Raw genomic sequence first — 18,732 nt, 5'->3', positions numbered from 1 at the left:
TTTCATATTCAGAAGCCTCCTAATATTAATATTGCGGAAAATCAGGAAAAGCCCCCTAAAAGAATTGAAATTTGTAAAAATACTTTTTTGAGTTAATCTTTCTAAGCTCATTATAACTCAATACCGTTTTGTTTTCAATTTCCTTTTCCGATCTTTTGTGCTCTTCTTTCTATTTAAAAAGCTGTAACGTTTGTGCTACAGCTCTCCGATTGCTTTTTTCCTTTAAAATGAAACATTCACATTATCACGCTGATCCAGCTCGGCCTGGAAAAAGGCTTTGGCTTCCGCATGAATCAGGCCGGCGATCAGACTGGACGGAAACATCTGAAGCTTCTCGTTGTACCGCGCCACATTGGCGTTATACGCCCGACGAGCTGCCTGCAGGTGTTCCTCAACATCAGCGATCGTTTCCTGCAGCTGCAGAAAATTCGCGGACGCCTGCAGCTGCGGATAGCCTTCCGCCAACATCATCAGCCGTTTCTGAGCCTGAGCATACTGATCCGCCAGCTCTGCTTTTTCCGCCAGCGTCATCGTCGCGCGCAGTCTCGTCAATTCGACCAGCGTCGTCTGTTCATGCTTGACATACCCTTTCACCGTTTCCTGAATATTGGTCAGCGTATCATAGCGTTTGACCAATGCGACGTCAATTCCCGACAGCGCTTCTTCACATTTAATCCGACACCTGACTAATTGATTGTAAAGAAGTATGCCATATACGATCAATGCGATCGCCCCGATCAACAAAATCGTCATCATTCCTCCCCGCCTTTCTTATCTGGTTTATTTCTGTAATTTATGAAATGAAATCCGCTTGTTTTGTAACAATTTGAGCTTAAGGCTTTGGCCGTTGCCCACCTTCTCTGTCCGCGAGGTGAAGCAGATCGATCAGCTCGCACACTAACCGTGCTTCCGTCCGGATCTCTTCCAGCTGCGCCGGGGTGATCGGCGTAAATACCGGCGGCTCAAAGCTGTTCTGCCGGTTATCCACCGCCACGTGGAATTCATGATCGAAAAAACCATAATACATCCGGCCGGCGATTTCACGTTCCGCCTGTTCCAGTTTTTCCATAAACTGCGGTGTCAGCAGGTAAAACGCTTCATGTTCATCCTCAGCATAGACCTCAAACTTCTCATTGAATTCTTCGCTTTCCATGGCGATACGTTCGGTTTTCAAACCACTGAACCAGCCGCCCGGCTTGCCATTAGACAGAAATTCTTTTTCCCGCACCAGCAGATAATGCCCAAAGCTTTTCGGGAATTCAAACACCATCCACGGTCCTTCAAACAAGGTCGTAACGGTTGTTGTTTTTCCGGTATGCGTCACCTGCTGAGTGAGAACATCGCTGCGGCGGAACAGACAGCCGCGGCAGCTGCCCGATATCTGATCATCGCTGAAGAAACGATTGCCCGTCGGGATGAAATGAGCGTCCTCAACCCATTCCTGATTAAACCCGGCGTCGAGATTTAAATGAACATCCTCAAACATTTCCCGTAATACCGCCAGCACGATCTGATTTTTATACGCCCGGACATACTTCGGCTTTTCTGTCAGGTTGATCGCCAGAATCAAACCGCCCCCGACAATCCCGGTCAATATTCCGAAAGAAACGCTGGAAAATAACAGAAGAACTCCCAGCACCATCAGGGTGTAGCCCAGCAAGGTTACCGCCATGATCCTTTCCCGCCGGTGATTCAGCTGCGCTAAAGTGTCATTCAATCCGATTCCCCCATTTCTTTTTTTATTATACCATGCCGAAACTTCACAGCTGCCCTTTTTAAGGAAATTGACAGACTCTGCCCGCTCTCCTTGAAGCGCCCGAAGAAAAACCGGAGCTGCCGGCATAAAGCCTTCCGTTCCGGTTTGAGAATTATTCGCGGTTGATTTTCCTTGAGAAACCAAGCGCAGCGATTTTCGTTAATCGCGGCGGAGCGCTTCAATCGGCGAAAGATTCGCCGCTTTGCGGGCCGGCATGATTCCGAAGAAAATCCCAATGGCCGAGGAGAACAGCGTCGCGATCAGGATTGTGGACAGGCTGATGCGCGGAGTCAGCGGCATCACCAGGCACAACAGCTCTGCCCCGCCGATTCCCAAAACAATCCCGATGATGCCGCCGATCGCCGTGATGATCGCCGATTCAGCCAGAAACTGCCACAGGATCGAGCTTGTCCGCGCGCCCAGACCTTTGCGGATGCCGATCTCCCGGGTTCTTTCCGTGACGGATACCAACATGATGTTCATAACGCCGATCCCGCCGACTAAAAGACTGATCGCCGCGACAAAGGAGATGAACGTCGTGATCATGTTCAGCACTTCGTTGATCTGCCCCATCTGTTCATTGAATTCCTGCATCAGAAACGCGCCCTTGCCCTGAGTCTGATGACGGCTGTCAAGCAGGCTCAGCGCCGATTGGGCGACGGCTGCGGAATATTCGTTGCCCTCGGAAATAATGTAAATGCTTCCGAAATCCTCCGTACCGATATCAAACGCCTGCAGCGCGGTATGGGGCATTTCCATCGAGATGGGCGCACCTTCATAGGTTGAGGATACAAAGGTGCCCTCGACGTCCTTGCGTACGCCGATGATCCGGATATCCTTGGTGACGTTCATGATCGAGGCTTCGATCGCCATGCCGACGATATCCGCCGTCCCAAACAGCTTTTTGGCATCCGACTCGCCGATCACGCCGACCAGGCGGCCGCCTTCAAAATCTGACTGATCAAAATAACGGCCGTGCAGCATCGGCTGCACTGACATCGCGCCCAGATCCGGATTGCCGCCGCTGATCGACAAATCAAAGGTTCCTTTCTGCGTCAGCGCGCTGCCCCAGGCGCCCAGCGTCGGGGTCACACCCTTGATATGGTCGATCTTCGTTTTGATCGTGTCGATGTCTTTCTCCGTAATCGCCACCGGTTCCCCGGCGGTGTAGTTCTGACTTGCGTAAATATAGATCTGACCCCCGGCGATACTGTTGAGTTCGTCGCTGATCGTTCCCTTGGCGCCGTTGCCGATCGCCATAATCATGATAACGGAGGAGATGCCGATAATAATGCCCAGCATCGTCAGAATCGACCGGCCCTTGTTGGCCCGGATATTCTTGACCGCCATCTTTATATATTCAAATAGCTGCGTCATCTGCGGCCTCCTTTACTGCTGGACAGGCGTAACCTGCATTCCCTCCTGCAGTCCTGCGGCGGCGCTCAGCACGATCAGATCACCTTCGCTGAGGCCGGATTTGATTTCCGCGGCGGCGTCGGAAGTCACGCCTGTCTCAACTGCTTTGTGGATCAACAGCCCGTTTTCCACAGCGTAGACGAAGCTGCCCTGACGGTCGGTATTGATCGCTTCCACCGGTACCAGCAGCGTGTTCTCCGCTTTCGCGGTGTTGACGGAAACCTTGGCTTCCACGCCCAAGAAGATGTTGTCGTCCGGATTGTCGAAACGAACCTGGGCATGAATCACCGGCGTGCCCTGAGCGTTAGTCTCGGCCACCCTGCTGATTTTTTCAACTGTGCCGGTGTATTGATGACCGGCTAAAGTAATTTCTGCTTTTTGTCCGACTGCGATTTTTTCCAGGTCGTATTTCGTGATTGAAATTTCAACCATAACCTCGCGGTTGGAAGCGACAGTAATCAGCTCTGTGCCTTCGGCGGTCGCGGCGCCTTCCTTGGTGTTGACCTTGGTGACGATGCCGGAGAATTCCGCCTTGATGCCGGCGCGGGCCAGCTGCAGCAATTCGTTGGTGCTCATCGCGGCCAGCTCGCTCAGGTTTGTGTTCGCCTGCAGCTGCGTTTTCATTTCATCAGACAGAATCGAAGCCTGCGCGGAATCGCGGACGCTCTCCCGCTTGGCCAGTTCCGCTTCCTTCTGACTTAATTCCGTCGACGCTTTTTCCAGATCGGCCTGCAGCTGGACGACCTTGGCCGCCGCCGCGCCGCCGGCGCTTTGAAGCTGCTGGATCTCGTCGGCAATCTGTTTCTGACGCTGATCGTTATCGGCCTGCGTCTTGTTCAACGCGTCCAGTTCACTCTGCAGTGTACTGATTTCCTGTTTCAGCCGCTCAATTTCAGCGCTGTGATCCTCAGTCGGCGCAGGACTGGCTGAAGAATCCGTTTCCGGCTGATTGACAAGCGCATCCAGCTTTTCCTGTTTCTCGGCAATCTGCCGCTGCTTCTCGGCGATCTGCGGCTCCAGCTGGGCTTGCTCCGTTTCCAGATCAGCCGCTTCCTTCTGCAGCTCGGCAATTTTCTGCTGGTTGACCGCATTGTTGGCTTCCTGCCCGGCTTGTTCCTTCTGCGCCTGGGCCAGCTGATCCTTCAGTCCGGCCACCTTGCTGCGCAGATCGTTAGCCTCGGCATAAAGCTTTTCAGCGTCGTGCTTGGCCTGGCTGTATTCGTCGGCCTTTTCGTTGCTTTTGTTCAGACTGTCGTGATATCCGCTGCGGGCGGCCGTCAGCTCCAGATTGGCTTTCTGCACCTGTTCCTGAATCGAATCCAGATCGTAGCCGACGATCAGATCGCCTGCGCTGACATTATCGCCGACCGCGACCGGAAGCTTTGCGATGTTGGCGCTGACCGGCGAAAAATACGTCTTCTCCGATAAGGAGGAAACCAGACCGCTGGTATCCAGCGTCTGTTCAATATTGCCCCGCGTCACCGGCGTCACCGCGACGGCAGGCAGCGGGGGCTTGCGCGTCAGATTGGAAACGACGATATACAGGACTAACAGTCCAACCGCGCCGAGAATGAATGTTTTCTTCTTCGGCATCGTCAATTTCCGTTTTTGTTTCTTTTTCTCCGGTTTCTTTTCCGGTTTCAGCGTTTCAACTTCAATCAGTTCCACTTGCTTTTCGTCCATCGTTATTTTCCTCCCTCGTTGAGTGTATCGGAATCAATCTTTCCGTCGCGGATATGAATGATCCGCCTGGCCTGCGCGGCGATCTCGTTGTCATGCGTAATCAGGATGACCGTGCGCCCGCTGGCGTGCATCTGTTTTAAAATTTGCAGGATTTCCTTGCTTGACGCGGAATCCAGGTTGCCGGTCGGTTCGTCCGCCAGAATCAACGGCGGAGCGGCGGCGATGGCCCGCGCAATCGCAACGCGCTGCTGCTGACCGCCGGACATCTGCGACGGCTTGTGATCAAGCCGGTGACCCAGTCCGACCTTTTCCAGCGACGATATCGCCAGCTGACGCCGTTCACGCTTGCCGATCCCGCGGTAAATCAGCGGAACCTCGACATTCTCCACAGCTGTCAGATTGGGAATTAAGTTGAATCCCTGAAAAATAAAGCCGATCTCCCGGTTACGGATATCCGATAATTCGTTATCGCTGAGCTTGGCGACGTTCTGACCGCTCAGGAAATAATCACCGGAAGTCGGAACATCCAGACAGCCCAGCTGATTCATCAGCGTGGATTTGCCGGAACCCGACTGTCCGATGATCGCAACCAGTTCGCCGCGGTTGATCGTCAGACTGACATGATCCAGCGCGCGGACCTCCACCTCGCCCGGATTGTATATTTTACAGAGATCTCTGATCTCGATTAAAGCTTCGGACATGAACTTCCCTCCCTGTCATGCGTAAATCGTTTTTCATTATAAAGTCCAAGGCTTAAACCCATCGAAAGGATTCCTAAAGAACTTCATAAGATTTTTGTATTAGAACAGTAATACAATAATACACATCGTTGAATTTGTCAATCCTTTCCCTTAAAAATTCTGATCTTTTTTATCTTGCCTCCCATTTCTTTTTTTTCTTATTTTTCTTTCTTGAGTCATATTATATTCTGATTTTCACAGAAAGCAAGCGTTTTTTTCCACTGATTCACTGACTTTCCTTGTTCATTGTACGCGCTGCGGCTTCTCTTCACCATGGATCTGGCTTGCAGGGAACTAACGATTTTGTCACATTCCCATTCTAAAAAAAACGCGGAGTTTCAGCGGCCCTCTCCGCGTTCACTCTGCGCTAAATAATTCTTAAAAACTGACCGACCCGCAGGATCAGCCAGCGGAACCGCGTCGACGACTTCATTCCCTGCACCAGCAGCATAGTCACGATCAAAACCGTCAGGCGTTGATTCAGCCGGGGCAGTATCGCCGTCATCGAAAAACCGATGCCGATCGTGTATTCGATTAAACTATTAAACGATATCTGCGCTTTGACGATTTCATTTTCCATCTGGATGATTTTCTGCCCGCGCTGACCAGCGCTGATCTGATCGTAGAGATCAAACGTTTGTTCCACCGATTCCAGCTCGATCTGCTGGGTATCGGGATCCTTGAGATGATCCAGATACTGCAGCGCGGTATCCAGCCGGTAGCGTTGGGACAGCAGCTGTTCCCGTTTCTGATCCAGTACGGCTGCGTCGCCTTCGATCAACAGGGCATGGCACTCGTTCAGCGTAAACTCAAATTTCTTAAGAAAGTTGACCTGCTTCAGCATTTTCAGATCCTGCTCGGTATAATTGCGGTATCCGTTTTCTTCCCGGGTCGGATGAATCAATCCCTTCTGTTGAAGTATTTCAATTTGTTTGCGGGTCAGCCCGCTCTTTTGCATGACTTCTTTCAGCAGCATTCCGCTCACCTCGCTGTGAGCATAACACAGTCCCCAGGGGACAGGTCAACGCTTTTTCAGACAATCCGCTTGTTTTTGCTTGTTTTTCCTGAGTGAAAAACAAAACTCCGAACATAAAAAGACCCCGGGGTATTCCAGGGTCTTGATTTAAAGCCGGGTCTGATTTTCCTTCATTGCGGATTCAGGTTGAAAGAGAGTACCGCCGGGGCTGCTGAGCAGCGCTTTTCGCTGTTTCTCAGCCGATGACTTTGCCCGGATTGAGAATTCCGTTCGGGTCAAAGGCGGCCTTGATTCGTTTCATCAGCTCGATCTGTTCCGGATCCAGCGACTGTTTCAGATAGTCGCGCTTGGCATGACCGATGCCGTGTTCGCCGGAAACCTGGCCCTTCATCGCCGCGGCTTTCGCGTACAGCGCGTCCATGCAGCGCACGACCTTCTTCTGCCATTCTTCTTCCGACAGCGCATCTTTCAGCACATAGATATGCAGGTTGCCGTCGCCGGCATGACCGAAGCTGCGGATACGGATGTTTTCCTGAATTGAGAGATCGCGGGCAAACTGACAGAAGTCGGCGACCTTGTCGATATCCACGACGACGTCGCATTCGTCCATCTGCGTCGTTGAGTTCTTAATCGCTTCCAGAAACGCGCCGCGGGCATCCCAGATGCTGCTCTGGCGTTCTTCGGTATCGGAGATGAAGACGTCCTCCGCCCCTTCCTGCAAGGCCAGCTCGGCGCAGTCGTGGATCATCGCCTGCATTTCTTCCGGCGTGTTGGCGCTGTAAGAAACGATCAGGTAAGCGTTGAATTCCTTGTTCGGGAAATCCTTGCCGAGGTAATCCTGAGCGTCCTGAATGACTTCCTTTTCCATGAATTCAATCGTCGTCGCCACCGCTGGCAGCCGCATGATTTTCGGCACCAGCGTCAGCGCGTCCTTCAGCGTCGTAAACGGAATCAACAGCGAGGTCATCGCGCGCGGCTTCGGCAGCAGCTTCATCGTGATCTTCGTGACGACGGCCAGCGTGCCTTCGGAACCGACGATCAGGTCCTTTAAGGAATAGCCGGAGCTGTTCTTGGAGGTCTTGCCGCCCAGCGTCAGCACACTGCCGTCCGCCAGCACGACTTCCAGGCCGCGCACATAATCACGGGTCACGCCGTATTTCACCGCCCGCATGCCGCCGGCGTTGGTCATGACGTTGCCGCCGACCGACGCGCTCTTTTCGCCTGGATCCGGCGCGTACAACAGATTATGATTCGCTGCTTCCTCAATGATTTCCATCAGCAGCACGCCCGGCTGCAGCACGGCGTTCATCGTCTGTTCGTCAATTTCCAGAATCTTGTTCATGCGCATCATCGACAGCACGATGCCGCCGTAAATCGGCACGCAGCCCCCGCATAAACCGGTGCCCGCGCCGCGGGTCGTAACCGGCAGATGTTCTTGATCGGCATAGGCCAGAATCTGTGAAACTTCCTCCGTGCAGCCCGGCTGGATGACCAGCTCCGGGTCAAAACAGCCGTAGTGGGTCATTTCGTCATGCGTATAATCGGGATGAATTTCATCACGGACACTGACATAATCCCGTCCGGTGATCGCGCTCAGCGCTTCGATATCCCGGGTTTCTAGTTTGCGGAACATACGGTCTCTCCCTCCATTTCTTTAAGCATATTTTCAGCGATTTGCCCGGCGTCGCCGACGACCGCGACATGCGCCAGATCAAAGATCGGAGCCTGCGGATCGGTGTTGACGGCGATGATTTTCTCCGCCCCCTTCATCCCGGCGGTAAACTGGATCGCTCCGCTGATGCCGAAGGTCAGGATCAGCTTCGGCTTCACCGTTCGTCCGGACAAACCGATCTGACGGCGGACGTCGTAGCGCCCGCTTTCCACAACCGGCCGGCTGCAGGCCATCTGGGCATGCAGCTTCTGCGCTAATGCTTCGATCAGCGCCAGCGTCTTTTCATCCTTAACGCCCCGTCCGACAGCGACGAGCACTTCAGCGTCGGAAATGCTGACCTCCTGTTCCTTGTTTTCAATTTTCAGCCATTCAATCTTGGAATCCAGCTTGGCCGGATCGATCGGACAGGACACCACCTTTCCGATCCGGGCCTGCTTCACCGCCGGATCCATCACTTTATAGCGCACCGTCGCAAACTGCGGACGATGATTGGTGTTCAGAATCTGAGCCATGATGTTGCCGCCGAAAGCAGGCCGGATCTGCACCAGATCGGTATTCTCCCGCATTTCCAGAACCGTACAGTCGGCCGTTAAGCCGGTGCGGAAGCGGGCCGCGGTGCGCGGAGCGAGCGAACGTCCGCTGACCGTTGCACCGACCAGAACAACCGCCGGATGACTGCGCTGAATGCAGTCCTCAAACACTTCGGTATAATTATCCGCACGGAAATACTGGAGCCGCGCATCTTCATAGAGATAGACGTTGGCGACGCCATAATCCAGCAGGGAATCCGCCGCCTGTTCAATGTGATCGCCGATCATCAGACAGTTGACCTGTTGCCCGATAACCCGGGCCAGCTCGTGCGCCTTCCCGATCAATTCCAGCGTCACCGGATGAATCCGGCCGTCGCTGTGTTCAACGTAGACGAGAATATCATGCCATTGGGATTTGTCGATCTGCGGCTGCGGCGCGTCCACCTGTTCGCTGATCGCCTGACTTGGACAGTTGCGCAGACACATCCGGCACATCTTGCAGGCGGCGTTGATCTGAACCTGACCGTCGACCATCGCCATGGCGTTAAACGGACATTGAGTGATGCATAAACCGCAGCGCGTACATTTTTTAGGATCAATCACTAAGCCGCTCATGCGTTTTCCTCCTCCCACATTTTATCTTCTTTCAGGATTGCGACCAGCTTGGCCGCGCTTTCCGCTTCCGGCCCGTCCAGCCGCATCGTCTTCACATCATGGGTCGGCGTGAAAATCCGCTCGACCTGGGTCGGCGAGCCTGACAGACCGATTCGGGATGGATCCAAGGTCCGGCACTGCGCCGCGCTCAGCGTGTGAATCGGGTTGTCCGCGGCTTCCTTCGCGCGTTTATAGGACGGCAGATTCGGCTGGAAAATTCCTTTTTCCACCGTGATCAGGCATGGATAAGGAATCCGGGCCACCGCTTCAACCTCGGTCAGATCCTGCTTAACAATCAAGGCCTGATCGTCGGCGTCGATCAGCTCCGTAACCCAGCTGATATGCGGAATTCCCAGCACCTCGGCCATTTCCGGTCCAACCTGAGCCGTGTCGCCGTCGGTCGTCTGCTTGCCGCACAGAATCAGATCGACATGATCGATCTGGCGGATTCCAGAGGCGATCGTATACGAGGTCGCCAACACGTCGGCCCCGGCAAACTTCCGGTCCGTCAACAGCCAGCCCTCGTCGGCGCCCAGCGCGAATGCTTCCTGCAGTACCGCTTTGGCAGCCGGCGGCCCCATCGTGATCACATGGATCTTCGCACCGGTTTTCTTTCTGATCTGCAGCGCAGTTTCCATCGCGTACAGATCATATGGATTCATCTTCGTTTCAATACCGTCCCGCTTTAAGACGCCGGTAACCGGATCGACTTCGACCTTCTGCGTCGCCGGAACCTGTTTTACGCATACGACAATGTTCACTTCTCTATTTCCTCCCTGTTTTCTTCCAGCCGCAGATGCCGTTTCATCAGCTCCGCCGCTTTTTCCGTCTGTCTGGCCGCGATCGTCCGGGTCAGCTGTTCGTGCTGGTCGATCAGAATCGCCAGCGAGCTGTGCGTGGATATCTGCCGGCGGTTATGCGCGACGGAATATTCCATCAGACTGCCGACGCTGTCCAGCGCAATTTTCAGCAGGCTGTTGCCGCTGTTGTGCACCAACGCCTTGTGGAATTGCAGATCCAGCTGCGCCGCCTGCGCTTCATCCTCGCACCTTCGCATCGCCGCCACCAGCTCCATCAGTCCTTCATCCGCCCCTTTTTCAGCCGCCAGCTGCGCCGCTTTGATCTCAACGGCCAAGCGAAACTGGGCGATGTCCTGTTCGCAGCCCATCTGTGCGAACAACAGCGGGGAAATCCGCTGGATGAACGGTTCGATTTGAAAGGCCTGGACGCGCGTCTTTTCCTTCGGGCGGATCCGCACGATGCCTAACAGCGCCAGCACCTGCATCGCTTCCCGCACACAGCTGCGGCTGACGTGATAGAGCTGCGTCATCTCCCGCTCCGAGGGCAGAGCTTCGCCGATTTTCAGCCGTCCGCTGCCGATCTGACCGATCACATCGTCGACGATCATCTGCGAATTCTTTTCCTGATTTTCCATAGTTCACCCCTAACTGGTCAGACCAAGTTAATTCCATTATAGAAGAAGCGGAACAAAAATGAAAGCCCTTACAGTTAATTAATTCTTTCACGACTGATTTCCCTGCCGCATCCCCGATACGCTGTCCGTTTCCCGTAGCCTCTCAAACGCTATAAGAACATCCGTAATTGCAGTCCTGCCCCCTCATAAAAGAAAATCCAAGGATTTCTCCGGGCTGTCATCCGCCGGTCGGGATCACGCGTTGAAACATTGAAACATTATTTCATCCAATGTCTAATTTTTACGAATAAAATCTTCAAAAGCTCTTTTCACCCGATGAAAATCACGGTATGATAACTGACAGAGGAGAGTACAAAAACAATTATGGAAAATGTAAAAATGTTGATTCTGGATATCGACGGTACCCTGATCGCCCGCGGCTCGGAAACGATCCGGCCTGCGGGCGTCGAAGCGCTGCATCAGGCGCAGCGTCAGGGGATCAAGCTGTTGATCGCCACCGGCCGGGCTTATTACTTCATTCAGCAGGACGTCCACGACACGCTGAAACCGGATTATTACGTCACGATCAACGGGCAGTGTCTGATTGAAACCGGCAAGGGAATTATTGAAAAGCATGAAATTCAGGAAGACACAATGATCCGCCTGAACAAGCTGTGCGACGAGCTGGAATTGGGCGTCGGCTATAAGTTTGACGAATCGGTCGTCTGCCAGTCGCACTTCCATCAATTCCACTGGGGTTATCTGAAAGGAAAGGACGTCGGGAATTTGTTGATCGACGATACGGCCGAACAGAATTATCAGAAGACGCACGGCCTGCCGATGGGGCTGTTTATCATTGGTGATGAAGCGAAGGTCGAATCGATTACCGATCAGTTCCCGGAGCTGACCTTTACCTGGAGTTATCCGCAGGGCTATGATATTTACAGCACCGGCAACGATAAGACGACCACAATCGAATCCGTTCTGAAGCGTCTGGGCATTTCCTGGGCGGAAACCATGGCCTTCGGCGATGGGGAGAACGATATCCCGATGTTGGTCAAGGCCGGCGTCGGCGTCGCGGTAGCCAACGCGAAGGATAACGTCAAAGCGGCGGCGGATTACATCGCGCCTTCCGTTGATGAAGACGGTGTGGCCAAAGCCTTGCGGCATTTCGGCGTCATCGCCTAGCGCACAGCTATGCAGTGGGAATTTAAGATTCTGGTCTTCGATGATTTAGACAAAGCGGAAGAAGAATTGAACCAATGGGGACGAAAAGGCTGGCAGGTGGCTGCCGCCGGTTACAGCAGCGATCTGTTTCAGCGTGGCTACCTTGTCACGCTGCAGCGGCCGCTGGATCCGGATCGGTACCCGCTGCCGCGTTAATCTGAAAGACAAAGAATTCTGTATGCAAAGATTTTAAAAGCAGGGAAGCTCCCGGACGGATTGTCCTGCGGAGCTGCCGAACGCTCTAACGAAGAAAAGGATAAACGCATTGCGAAAGCAAGGTTTATCTTTTTTTCATATTCGTCAGACTGCGTCTTCATCTTTTTCAAATAAACAGAAAAACTGGAAGAGGAACAATATACAGAATAAAAGAACAATATCGGCGAAGAAAGAACAATTCTTTATTCTTTGATAACGATCTTTTATTCTTTCAAGTTCCCATTTTATTCCGTGGTTTTAGATTGAAGTCAGAAGATAAGCGGCAACAATCCACGATTGTCGATCAATCCTGCACGTAAGGAAAACAAATCATAGAAGTCGGATCGACGGTGCTGAGTTATTCCGCGGCCTCTCCTTACCACAAAAGGATAATTGGATTTTGAATTTCGGAAGATTTTTTCGCTGCTTGACGAAAACACTTGACAAGAAATTGAAATGATATCAAAATGATATCATCAAGAGGAGGTCGTGAAAGATGGAAGAAAAAATTTTAAACGCCAGGAAAGGGTTAATGCCGCTGATGCTGCTGGTCGCTGCGTTTGCCTTATCGGTCATCGCCTTGATCGCCGGCATCAGTCTGGTTGAAAACAATACGCTGGGCGGCGTACTGATCGCCATTTCCATGGTCTGGCTGACTTTAGGCTGGATTCCGTGCATGGGCGTTAAAGTGCTGAAGCCGCAGGAAGCGTTGGTGCTGACGCTGTTTGGCAAGTATGTCGGAACGTTAAAAGAAGAAGGAATTTACTATGTGAATCCGTTTGTATCCGCGGTGAACCCGGCCAGCCGGACAACACTGCGGCAAAGCGGCGACGTCAATTCCTCAGAACGGGCGATCACGACGAATAACGGCACGCAGAATCAGGTTGTGCCGACAAAGAAAATCTCGCTGAAAGTGATGACGTTGAATAACAACAAGCAGAAAATCAACGACTGCCTGGGCAATCCGGTGGAAATCGGAATCGCCGTCATCTGGCGCGTCAACGATACGGCCAAAGCGGTCTTCGCGGTAGATAACTATAAGGAATTCCTGTCGCTGCAGTGCGACGCCGCGCTGCGCGATATCGTGCGGCTGTATCCTTACGACGTCGCTCAGAATGTCGATACAACGGGCGATGGTGAACCGGATGAAGGCTCGCTGCGCGGTTCCAGTGAAATCGTAGCCAGCCGAATCCGCAAGGAAATTCAAAACCGGGTTCAGGACGCGGGCTTGGAAATTCTGGAAGCCCGGATCACCTATCTGGCCTACGCTCCGGAAATCGCCGCCGTTATGCTTCAGCGGCAGCAGGCTTCCGCGATTATCGACGCCCGCAAGATGATCGTCGACGGCGCCGTCGGCATGGTGGAAATGGCGCTGAACAAACTGAACGAAGGGGGCATGGTCGAGCTGGATGAAGAACGAAAAGCTGCCATGGTATCCAATCTGCTCGTCGTCCTGTGCGGCAATAAAGACGCGCAGCCGATCGTGAATTCAGGAAGCTTATATTAGTGGCAGATCAGGAAAAGAAGCAGGTTCCGCTGCGGATTTCCAGTAAGCTCTATGCACAGATCGCAGCCTGGGCCGAAGATGATTTCCGATCTTTAAACGGACAGATTGAATATCTGTTGACGGAATGCGTCAAACAGAGAAAGAAAAACGGCTCCCCCCGGCCGGAAAACCTGGATGAAGGGATTAAACTGGATCTCTGATAAAAGACCGCAGCTTCGCGGTCTTTTCTTAATCCTTATATTATGCTAAAAGAAACAAGGTCTTTGCCCTAGCTTCAAAATTCAGCTTGTCTTAAAAATCGTTTCAACAAAAACGCACAGAAATAAGGAAAGCTGTAAATTTGATCGCTGACCCCGATGTTTCCAGCACTAAGCTTTAAACCATAGCGGATATCAGGATACCGGTCAGAGCTGATCAGCGTCCGTAATGATTTCGCTGTTCCGTGCTTTGCCTTGACTTCTAATGGAAGCAAACTATGCTGCGTGCGGACAAAGAAATCCTGTTCTAATGTAGAGTCTTCCCGACGATAATAATAAAGGGGAATCGAACATTTGGTCAGTGCTTCCGCAACAATATTCTCATAAAGTGCGCCTTTATATACACCTAAATTCTTATTCACCCGCAAATCTTCCTGGGATTCATCGTCCAGCATGCCGATTAACAGTCCAGTATCCGCAAAATAAAGCTTAAATTTACTATCGTCGCTATTCCCCTTTAATGGAAGTTCAGGAAATTGCAGACAGGTACAACAATTAACGATTCCTGAATCACAAAGCCATTCAATGCATCCACGGTAGTCTTTAAACCGGGCGCCTCGTTCAACTTTAGATAATTGAAATTTTTTATTTTCTTTTGCTAATTGGGAAGGAATATGGTTGAAAACATTTAATATTCGCGTCTGGTCCAGACCGACGGCATATTTCCGAATGTCTTCCTTATAGTCTTCAATGAGCTGCCGCTGAAGATCCAGTGTTCCTTCAAACGTTCCTCTTTCAACATAAGTCCGCACTACCGCAGGCATTCCGCCTAAAATGCAAAAGTCAAGGAACAAGCTGCTATACGTTTCCATTTCAATTAAATTAAATGGTTTTTGATGGATAAGGTGGTTCAGCAATTCCTCTGCGATGGATTCAGAATATCCTTTAGCCCACAAAAATTCTTCAAAATCCAATGAAAATAAGGTGTAATCCGTTTTATATCCTACACTGTTGCTTTCAATTTGCTTATAGTTAATTCCCAATAAAGAACCGCTGCAGATAACGTCAAAACGCCCGTCAATCTTAAAAAATTTTAATGCAGTAGCAATATCAGGATGCGCTTGCAGCTCATCAAAAAAAATCAAAGTTTTCCCAGGAATAAAACGTTTTGATGGATCCATTCTCGAAATATTCTTAATAATCTCTGATGGTTTATATCCATCCTCTGTGATTAAGCGATATTTAGGTTCCTCAACAAAATTAATGACTACAACACTTTCATACGCTGCCTTGGCAAACCGCAGAATGGACTCCGTCTTTCCCACTTGCCGCGGTCCTTTTACAATCAGTGGTTTATGATCAGCCTCTTCTTTCCACGCTATCAGATAGTCGTCGATTTTCCTCTTTAAATAAAGCATAGCGCACCTCCCTTATTAAGATTATACATAATTTTGAGGGATTTATCCATGGTTTGCAACACAAAACATAGCGATTTTCTCATTCATAATCACATAAAAATTAGCGAATTTTACATATAAATTAACACAAAAATGAGGGAATTGATGTTTTTTTCTTTTTCTTTCCCAGACAAGTGGTTGTTCCCCACTTTTTTTCTCAGCAAAAAAGAATCAGGTTCAGCTTTCAAAGCAGAAATCCTGATTCTTTTCCTTTTTCCGATTCAGCTTACAATTCTTCGCCGAGGATCGTCTTCACGGCAACCCGGCCCTGCGTCATCGTGCGGCCGACCGCAACGCCGACGAAATATTCCGGATAATTGCCCGCAAAGAAGCTGCCTGAACAATCGCCGATCGAATACAAGCCTTCAATAATTTGATGGTTCGTATCATAAACCTGACACTTGCGGTTGATCCGCAGGCCATCGCAGGTGGTCAGCAGACTGCCGCCCAGGAAGCAGCCATAATACGGCGCGGCCGCGACCGGGCGCATCCGGTACGCCTCTTTGCCAAAATCCTCGTCGACGCCCTTCGCACACAATTCATTGTACCGCTCGACTGTCGCTTTCAGATTATCCGCCGGAATTCCCAGCTTCTCCGCCAGTTCCTCAATCGTATCCGCTTTGAAGATCAGGCCTTGTTCGACATAGCTTTCGATCATTGGCACAATTCCGTCGTTCTTCGCAATATTGACGGAAATCTGAGCACAGCCGTATTGATCATAGGCCAGGATTGCGTCGGTGATATTGGCGTCCATAATCGCCGCATACACACCGTCGGTTTGTAAAGACGCCGCGTAATTCAGAAAATCATACGGGCAGGATTCATTTGCGAATCGGAAGCCTTCTTTATTGACCTTTAAATGCGGCTGCGTGCCCGGGTTAAACTGATAGACCGTGCCTGGGAAAGCGAGGTTGCCCTGCCCATCATCGACATAACCGGCCTTGACGCCCGGCGCGACCAAACCACGGTCAAAGATCATCGGCGCATCGGTCGTGTCCATCTTCGCGCCAGCCCAGATCCCGGCGCGGATGCCCATGCCGGTATCCGGACCATAGTAGCTGTTGGCGGTGACGCATTCGTTGACAATCGGCGCCAGCGCTTTCACCATTTTGGGATTGCCCGGATATCCGCCGGTCGCCAGAATGACGTTTTCAGCATTGATTTTTACATAAGCCCCCTTTGCGTCGGTGAAGATCGCTCCGGTGACTTTGCCGCTTTCATTCTGATTCAGCCGTACCAGTGTCATCGAATAATTTACCTGATAGCCTAAATCCTGAATATGCTTCTCCAGGAAGCGATTGCGCTCACAGCCCATCGCTCCGGCAAATTCGCTGCCCTCCGGCGCGCTGATTGTATGCCAGATCGACGGTACATAGTATTCCATATGGTTGCCGCCGACATGATTCTCATGCGCGATGTTGACCGACGCACTTAACCCCAGGCTTTCCAGATAACGGATCATCTCTGCGCTGTTGTTCATCCACATTTTGATGACATCCATATCGCACTTATAGGAAGCGTAGCGGGCAATTTCATTCAACAGCCGATCCTTCTGCACCGTGACCCCGGCCTTTTTCATTGCTTCGGTGTCCAGCGCGCCGATCCAGTGCCGCGTATCGCCGAGCGTTTCATTCTGTTCGCACAGGATGAAATCCATCTTGGCGTCCGCCGCGGTCGCCGCGGCCATCATCCCGCCGTTGCCCGCGCCGATGATCAACAGACTGGTATCCAGTGTGGAAGTAATCTGCGAATCCGCGATCTCCGGAGCTTCGCCCAGCCAGTCTTCAAAATCGCTGTCTGTGTTTTCATTCAGAGCAGATGCCAGCCCCTGAGCCTGAGCGATACAGTTGCCAACTGCTTTCTTAATCGCCGGAATGGTGATATCCGCCGTCGCGGCTGTTTCCACATCCACAGATTGTTTCTCGACGATCAGTTTTGCCAGCTCATCCGCGGCTGCTTTTCCGATCGATTCCGTTTCTCCATCGGCGGCGATAGTACAATCAGTAATCTTATCCGCTGTGAATGTCATCTCGACCTGAATATAGCTGGAATACCCTTTGACGACTGCGAAATACGTCCCCGGCGTATAGATTCCCTTGCTTGCGGCCGGGGCGTCGTTAACGGCACATCCGCTCAGGCTGACAGCCGCCAGTCCCAGCGCGCCGGCCGCGGCGCCTTTCAGGAAATCCCGGCGGGTTATGTTCTTAGAACTCATATTTTTTCCTCCCTTTTCTCTCGTTGTGTTCATTATTTCACATAACAGGTTGCAAAAGAAGTCTGAATTCCTTATGATGGTTTGTAGGAAAACCTTATAACAAGATCAAAAGATTTCGATACTGAAACGGGAGGAATCAAGGATGCTTAATCATCAGCTGGCAACGTTTATTCAGGTTGCCGAAAACGGCAGTTTTTCCAAAGCAGCCGAGAAGCTCTACATCACGCCCAGCGCCGTGATTCAGCAGATCAACAATCTGGAACAGGAGCTTCAGGTGACTTTGTTCAAGCGGACACGCCACGGAACTCAGCTCACCCCGGCCGGCGACTATCTTTTTCAACAAGCCGGGCCGCTGATTCAGACCTGCCGGGAAATTGAGGAAAATCTGATCCTGATTCATCGCCAGGATCAGCAGAAAATTACGATCGGCACAAGTCTGTTGATGAAATGCCGTGTTTTTTATCCGCTGTGGACGCGGTTTCAAAAGGAAGTATCCGATCAGATCCCCGTTGAACTTCTTGACCTTGCGTTGAATACGGAAGCATACAAAGCCGATCTTATAGAAGGAATTGATGACGGCGAGCCCTGGCAGCACAGCCGCAGCTTCCTGAGTTTGTTCCGGGTCCCGATCGCCGTTGCGGTCGCGCGGGATCATCCGTTAGCGTCCAAAACGTGTTTAACACTTGCGGACATGCGGCCTTATACACTGGTCACGATCCGTTCCAACATGTCTGATGAACTGGATCGTCTGCAGCAGGAAGCCAAAGCGCTCGGCGTTCACGTCGTCGAGGTGCCGCGCTATGATCTCTCTGTTTTCAGCCGCTGCATTGTCCGGCAGGATTGCTTGCAGACGCCGTTGTGCTGGAAGGATATCCATCCTGATCTGGTGACGATTCCCTGCGACTGGGATTATTCATTAGCTTATGGTTTCCATTATGCCAAGAATCCCAGTCCGGCCGTCCAGGAATTTTTACGCTTTGTCCGGCAGGTTGCCGAAACAGAAGTGCTTCACCTTTAAACGTTTTTATAAAACTTCCTATCCAAAAGAAAACCGCGTTGATCAGACTTTTCAATCCGATCAGCGCGGCTGTTT

17 protein-coding genes are annotated in these 18,732 nt (G+C 51.6%); 5 read left to right on the top strand and 12 right to left on the bottom strand.

Annotation, left to right across the window (positions count from 1 at the left end; translation table 11 throughout):
- Positions 1 to 222 precede the first annotated feature (222 nt).
- From I2G61_RS11285 to I2G61_RS11240, 10 genes are all read right to left on the bottom strand, one after another.
- Positions 223 to 756 carry a LemA family protein gene (locus I2G61_RS11285; protein ID WP_072684624.1) on the bottom strand — a complete coding sequence of 178 codons (534 nt, stop codon included), beginning with the start codon at positions 754 to 756 and terminating at the stop codon, positions 223 to 225.
- 76 nt (positions 757 to 832) lie between these two features.
- Positions 833 to 1,717, bottom strand: a complete 885-nt coding sequence (locus I2G61_RS11280; RefSeq protein WP_159432793.1) for a DUF3137 domain-containing protein — start codon at positions 1,715 to 1,717, stop codon at positions 833 to 835.
- Between the two features lie 198 nt (positions 1,718 to 1,915).
- Positions 1,916 to 3,133: an ABC transporter permease gene (locus I2G61_RS11275; protein WP_072684622.1), complete on the bottom strand. Its 1,218-nt coding sequence runs from the start codon at positions 3,131 to 3,133 to the stop codon at positions 1,916 to 1,918.
- Between the two features lie 12 nt (positions 3,134 to 3,145).
- Complete coding sequence (locus I2G61_RS11270) at positions 3,146 to 4,855, bottom strand: efflux RND transporter periplasmic adaptor subunit (protein WP_072684621.1); 1,710 nt, start codon at positions 4,853 to 4,855, stop codon at positions 3,146 to 3,148.
- 2 nt (positions 4,856 to 4,857) lie between these two features.
- Positions 4,858 to 5,556 carry an ABC transporter ATP-binding protein gene (locus I2G61_RS11265; RefSeq protein WP_072684620.1) on the bottom strand — a complete coding sequence of 233 codons (699 nt, stop codon included), beginning with the start codon at positions 5,554 to 5,556 and terminating at the stop codon, positions 4,858 to 4,860.
- Positions 5,557 to 5,962: 406 nt separating this feature from the next.
- Positions 5,963 to 6,571 (bottom strand): MerR family transcriptional regulator, encoded by a 609-nt coding sequence (locus I2G61_RS11260; protein ID WP_072684619.1) that lies wholly within the window; start codon positions 6,569 to 6,571, stop codon positions 5,963 to 5,965.
- A 235-nt stretch (positions 6,572 to 6,806) separates the two neighbouring features.
- A complete protein-coding gene (locus tag I2G61_RS11255; RefSeq protein ID WP_072684618.1) occupies positions 6,807 to 8,204 on the bottom strand; it encodes an FAD-binding oxidoreductase in 1,398 nt (465 codons plus the stop codon).
- Entirely contained in the window at positions 8,189 to 9,388 is a 1,200-nt protein-coding gene (locus tag I2G61_RS11250; RefSeq protein WP_072684617.1) for an FAD-binding protein, read from the bottom strand. Before I2G61_RS11250 ends, I2G61_RS11255 begins: the two co-directional genes overlap by 16 nt.
- Complete coding sequence (locus I2G61_RS11245; protein WP_006061140.1) at positions 9,385 to 10,188, bottom strand: electron transfer flavoprotein subunit beta/FixA family protein; 804 nt, start codon at positions 10,186 to 10,188, stop codon at positions 9,385 to 9,387. The genes I2G61_RS11250 and I2G61_RS11245 overlap by 4 nt, the downstream gene beginning before the upstream one ends.
- Positions 10,185 to 10,862, bottom strand: coding sequence for a FadR/GntR family transcriptional regulator (locus tag I2G61_RS11240; RefSeq protein WP_195548281.1), 678 nt, complete (start codon positions 10,860 to 10,862; stop codon positions 10,185 to 10,187). Before I2G61_RS11240 ends, I2G61_RS11245 begins: the two co-directional genes overlap by 4 nt.
- Before the next feature lie 363 nt (positions 10,863 to 11,225).
- On the opposite strand from I2G61_RS11240, the gene I2G61_RS11235 reads away from it, so the two are divergent.
- From I2G61_RS11235 to I2G61_RS11220, 4 genes are all read left to right on the top strand, one after another.
- Positions 11,226 to 12,029, top strand: a complete 804-nt coding sequence (locus I2G61_RS11235) for a Cof-type HAD-IIB family hydrolase (protein ID WP_072684615.1) — start codon at positions 11,226 to 11,228, stop codon at positions 12,027 to 12,029.
- Between the two features lie 9 nt (positions 12,030 to 12,038).
- Positions 12,039 to 12,224 (top strand): hypothetical protein, encoded by a 186-nt coding sequence (locus I2G61_RS11230; protein WP_072684614.1) that lies wholly within the window; start codon positions 12,039 to 12,041, stop codon positions 12,222 to 12,224.
- A gap of 535 nt (positions 12,225 to 12,759) precedes the next feature.
- Positions 12,760 to 13,770, top strand: coding sequence for an SPFH domain-containing protein (locus I2G61_RS11225; RefSeq protein WP_195548280.1), 1,011 nt, complete (start codon positions 12,760 to 12,762; stop codon positions 13,768 to 13,770).
- Entirely contained in the window at positions 13,770 to 13,970 is a 201-nt protein-coding gene (locus I2G61_RS11220; RefSeq protein WP_072684612.1) for a PTS ascorbate transporter subunit IIC, read from the top strand. Before I2G61_RS11225 ends, I2G61_RS11220 begins: the two co-directional genes overlap by 1 nt.
- Positions 13,971 to 14,044: 74 nt before the next feature.
- Here the strand turns inward: I2G61_RS11220 and I2G61_RS11215 are convergent, their stop codons facing one another.
- Both I2G61_RS11215 and I2G61_RS11210 read right to left on the bottom strand, forming a co-directional pair.
- On the bottom strand, positions 14,045 to 15,385 hold the full coding sequence (locus I2G61_RS11215) for an ATP-binding protein (RefSeq protein ID WP_195548279.1): 1,341 nt from the start codon (positions 15,383 to 15,385) through the stop codon (positions 14,045 to 14,047).
- 265 nt (positions 15,386 to 15,650) lie between these two features.
- The gene (locus I2G61_RS11210) at positions 15,651 to 17,639 is read right to left on the bottom strand and encodes an FAD-binding protein (protein WP_195548278.1); all 1,989 of its coding nucleotides are present in this window, start codon (positions 17,637 to 17,639) and stop codon (positions 15,651 to 15,653) included.
- 142 nt (positions 17,640 to 17,781) lie between these two features.
- On the opposite strand from I2G61_RS11210, the gene I2G61_RS11205 reads away from it, so the two are divergent.
- Positions 17,782 to 18,657, top strand: coding sequence for a LysR family transcriptional regulator (locus tag I2G61_RS11205; protein WP_195548277.1), 876 nt, complete (start codon positions 17,782 to 17,784; stop codon positions 18,655 to 18,657).
- Positions 18,658 to 18,732 lie beyond the last annotated feature (75 nt).

Source organism: Holdemania sp. 1001095H_141210_F2, assembly GCF_015558105.1.
Taxonomy (GTDB): Bacteria; Bacillota_I; Bacilli_A; order Erysipelotrichales; family Erysipelotrichaceae; genus Holdemania.
The sequence above is the reverse complement of the archived record's forward strand: the minus strand, read 5'-3'. Positions and strand labels throughout refer to the sequence as shown.

Coding starts and splice junctions, on each gene's coding strand:
- I2G61_RS11285 (WP_072684624.1), bottom strand. CDS start 756: ATGATGACGATTTTGTTGATCGGGGCGATCGCATTGATCGTATATGGC.
- I2G61_RS11275 (WP_072684622.1), bottom strand. CDS start 3,133: ATGACGCAGCTATTTGAATATATAAAGATGGCGGTCAAGAATATCCGG.
- I2G61_RS11270 (WP_072684621.1), bottom strand. CDS start 4,855: ATGGACGAAAAGCAAGTGGAACTGATTGAAGTTGAAACGCTGAAACCG.
- I2G61_RS11265 (WP_072684620.1), bottom strand. CDS start 5,556: ATGTCCGAAGCTTTAATCGAGATCAGAGATCTCTGTAAAATATACAAT.
- I2G61_RS11260 (WP_072684619.1), bottom strand. CDS start 6,571: ATGCTGCTGAAAGAAGTCATGCAAAAGAGCGGGCTGACCCGCAAACAA.
- I2G61_RS11255 (WP_072684618.1), bottom strand. CDS start 8,204: ATGTTCCGCAAACTAGAAACCCGGGATATCGAAGCGCTGAGCGCGATC.
- I2G61_RS11250 (WP_072684617.1), bottom strand. CDS start 9,388: ATGAGCGGCTTAGTGATTGATCCTAAAAAATGTACGCGCTGCGGTTTA.
- I2G61_RS11240 (WP_195548281.1), bottom strand. CDS start 10,862: ATGGAAAATCAGGAAAAGAATTCGCAGATGATCGTCGACGATGTGATC.
- I2G61_RS11235 (WP_072684615.1), top strand. CDS start 11,226: ATGGAAAATGTAAAAATGTTGATTCTGGATATCGACGGTACCCTGATC.
- I2G61_RS11230 (WP_072684614.1), top strand. CDS start 12,039: ATGCAGTGGGAATTTAAGATTCTGGTCTTCGATGATTTAGACAAAGCG.
- I2G61_RS11225 (WP_195548280.1), top strand. CDS start 12,760: ATGGAAGAAAAAATTTTAAACGCCAGGAAAGGGTTAATGCCGCTGATG.
- I2G61_RS11215 (WP_195548279.1), bottom strand. CDS start 15,385: ATGCTTTATTTAAAGAGGAAAATCGACGACTATCTGATAGCGTGGAAA.
- I2G61_RS11210 (WP_195548278.1), bottom strand. CDS start 17,639: ATGAGTTCTAAGAACATAACCCGCCGGGATTTCCTGAAAGGCGCCGCG.
- I2G61_RS11205 (WP_195548277.1), top strand. CDS start 17,782: ATGCTTAATCATCAGCTGGCAACGTTTATTCAGGTTGCCGAAAACGGC.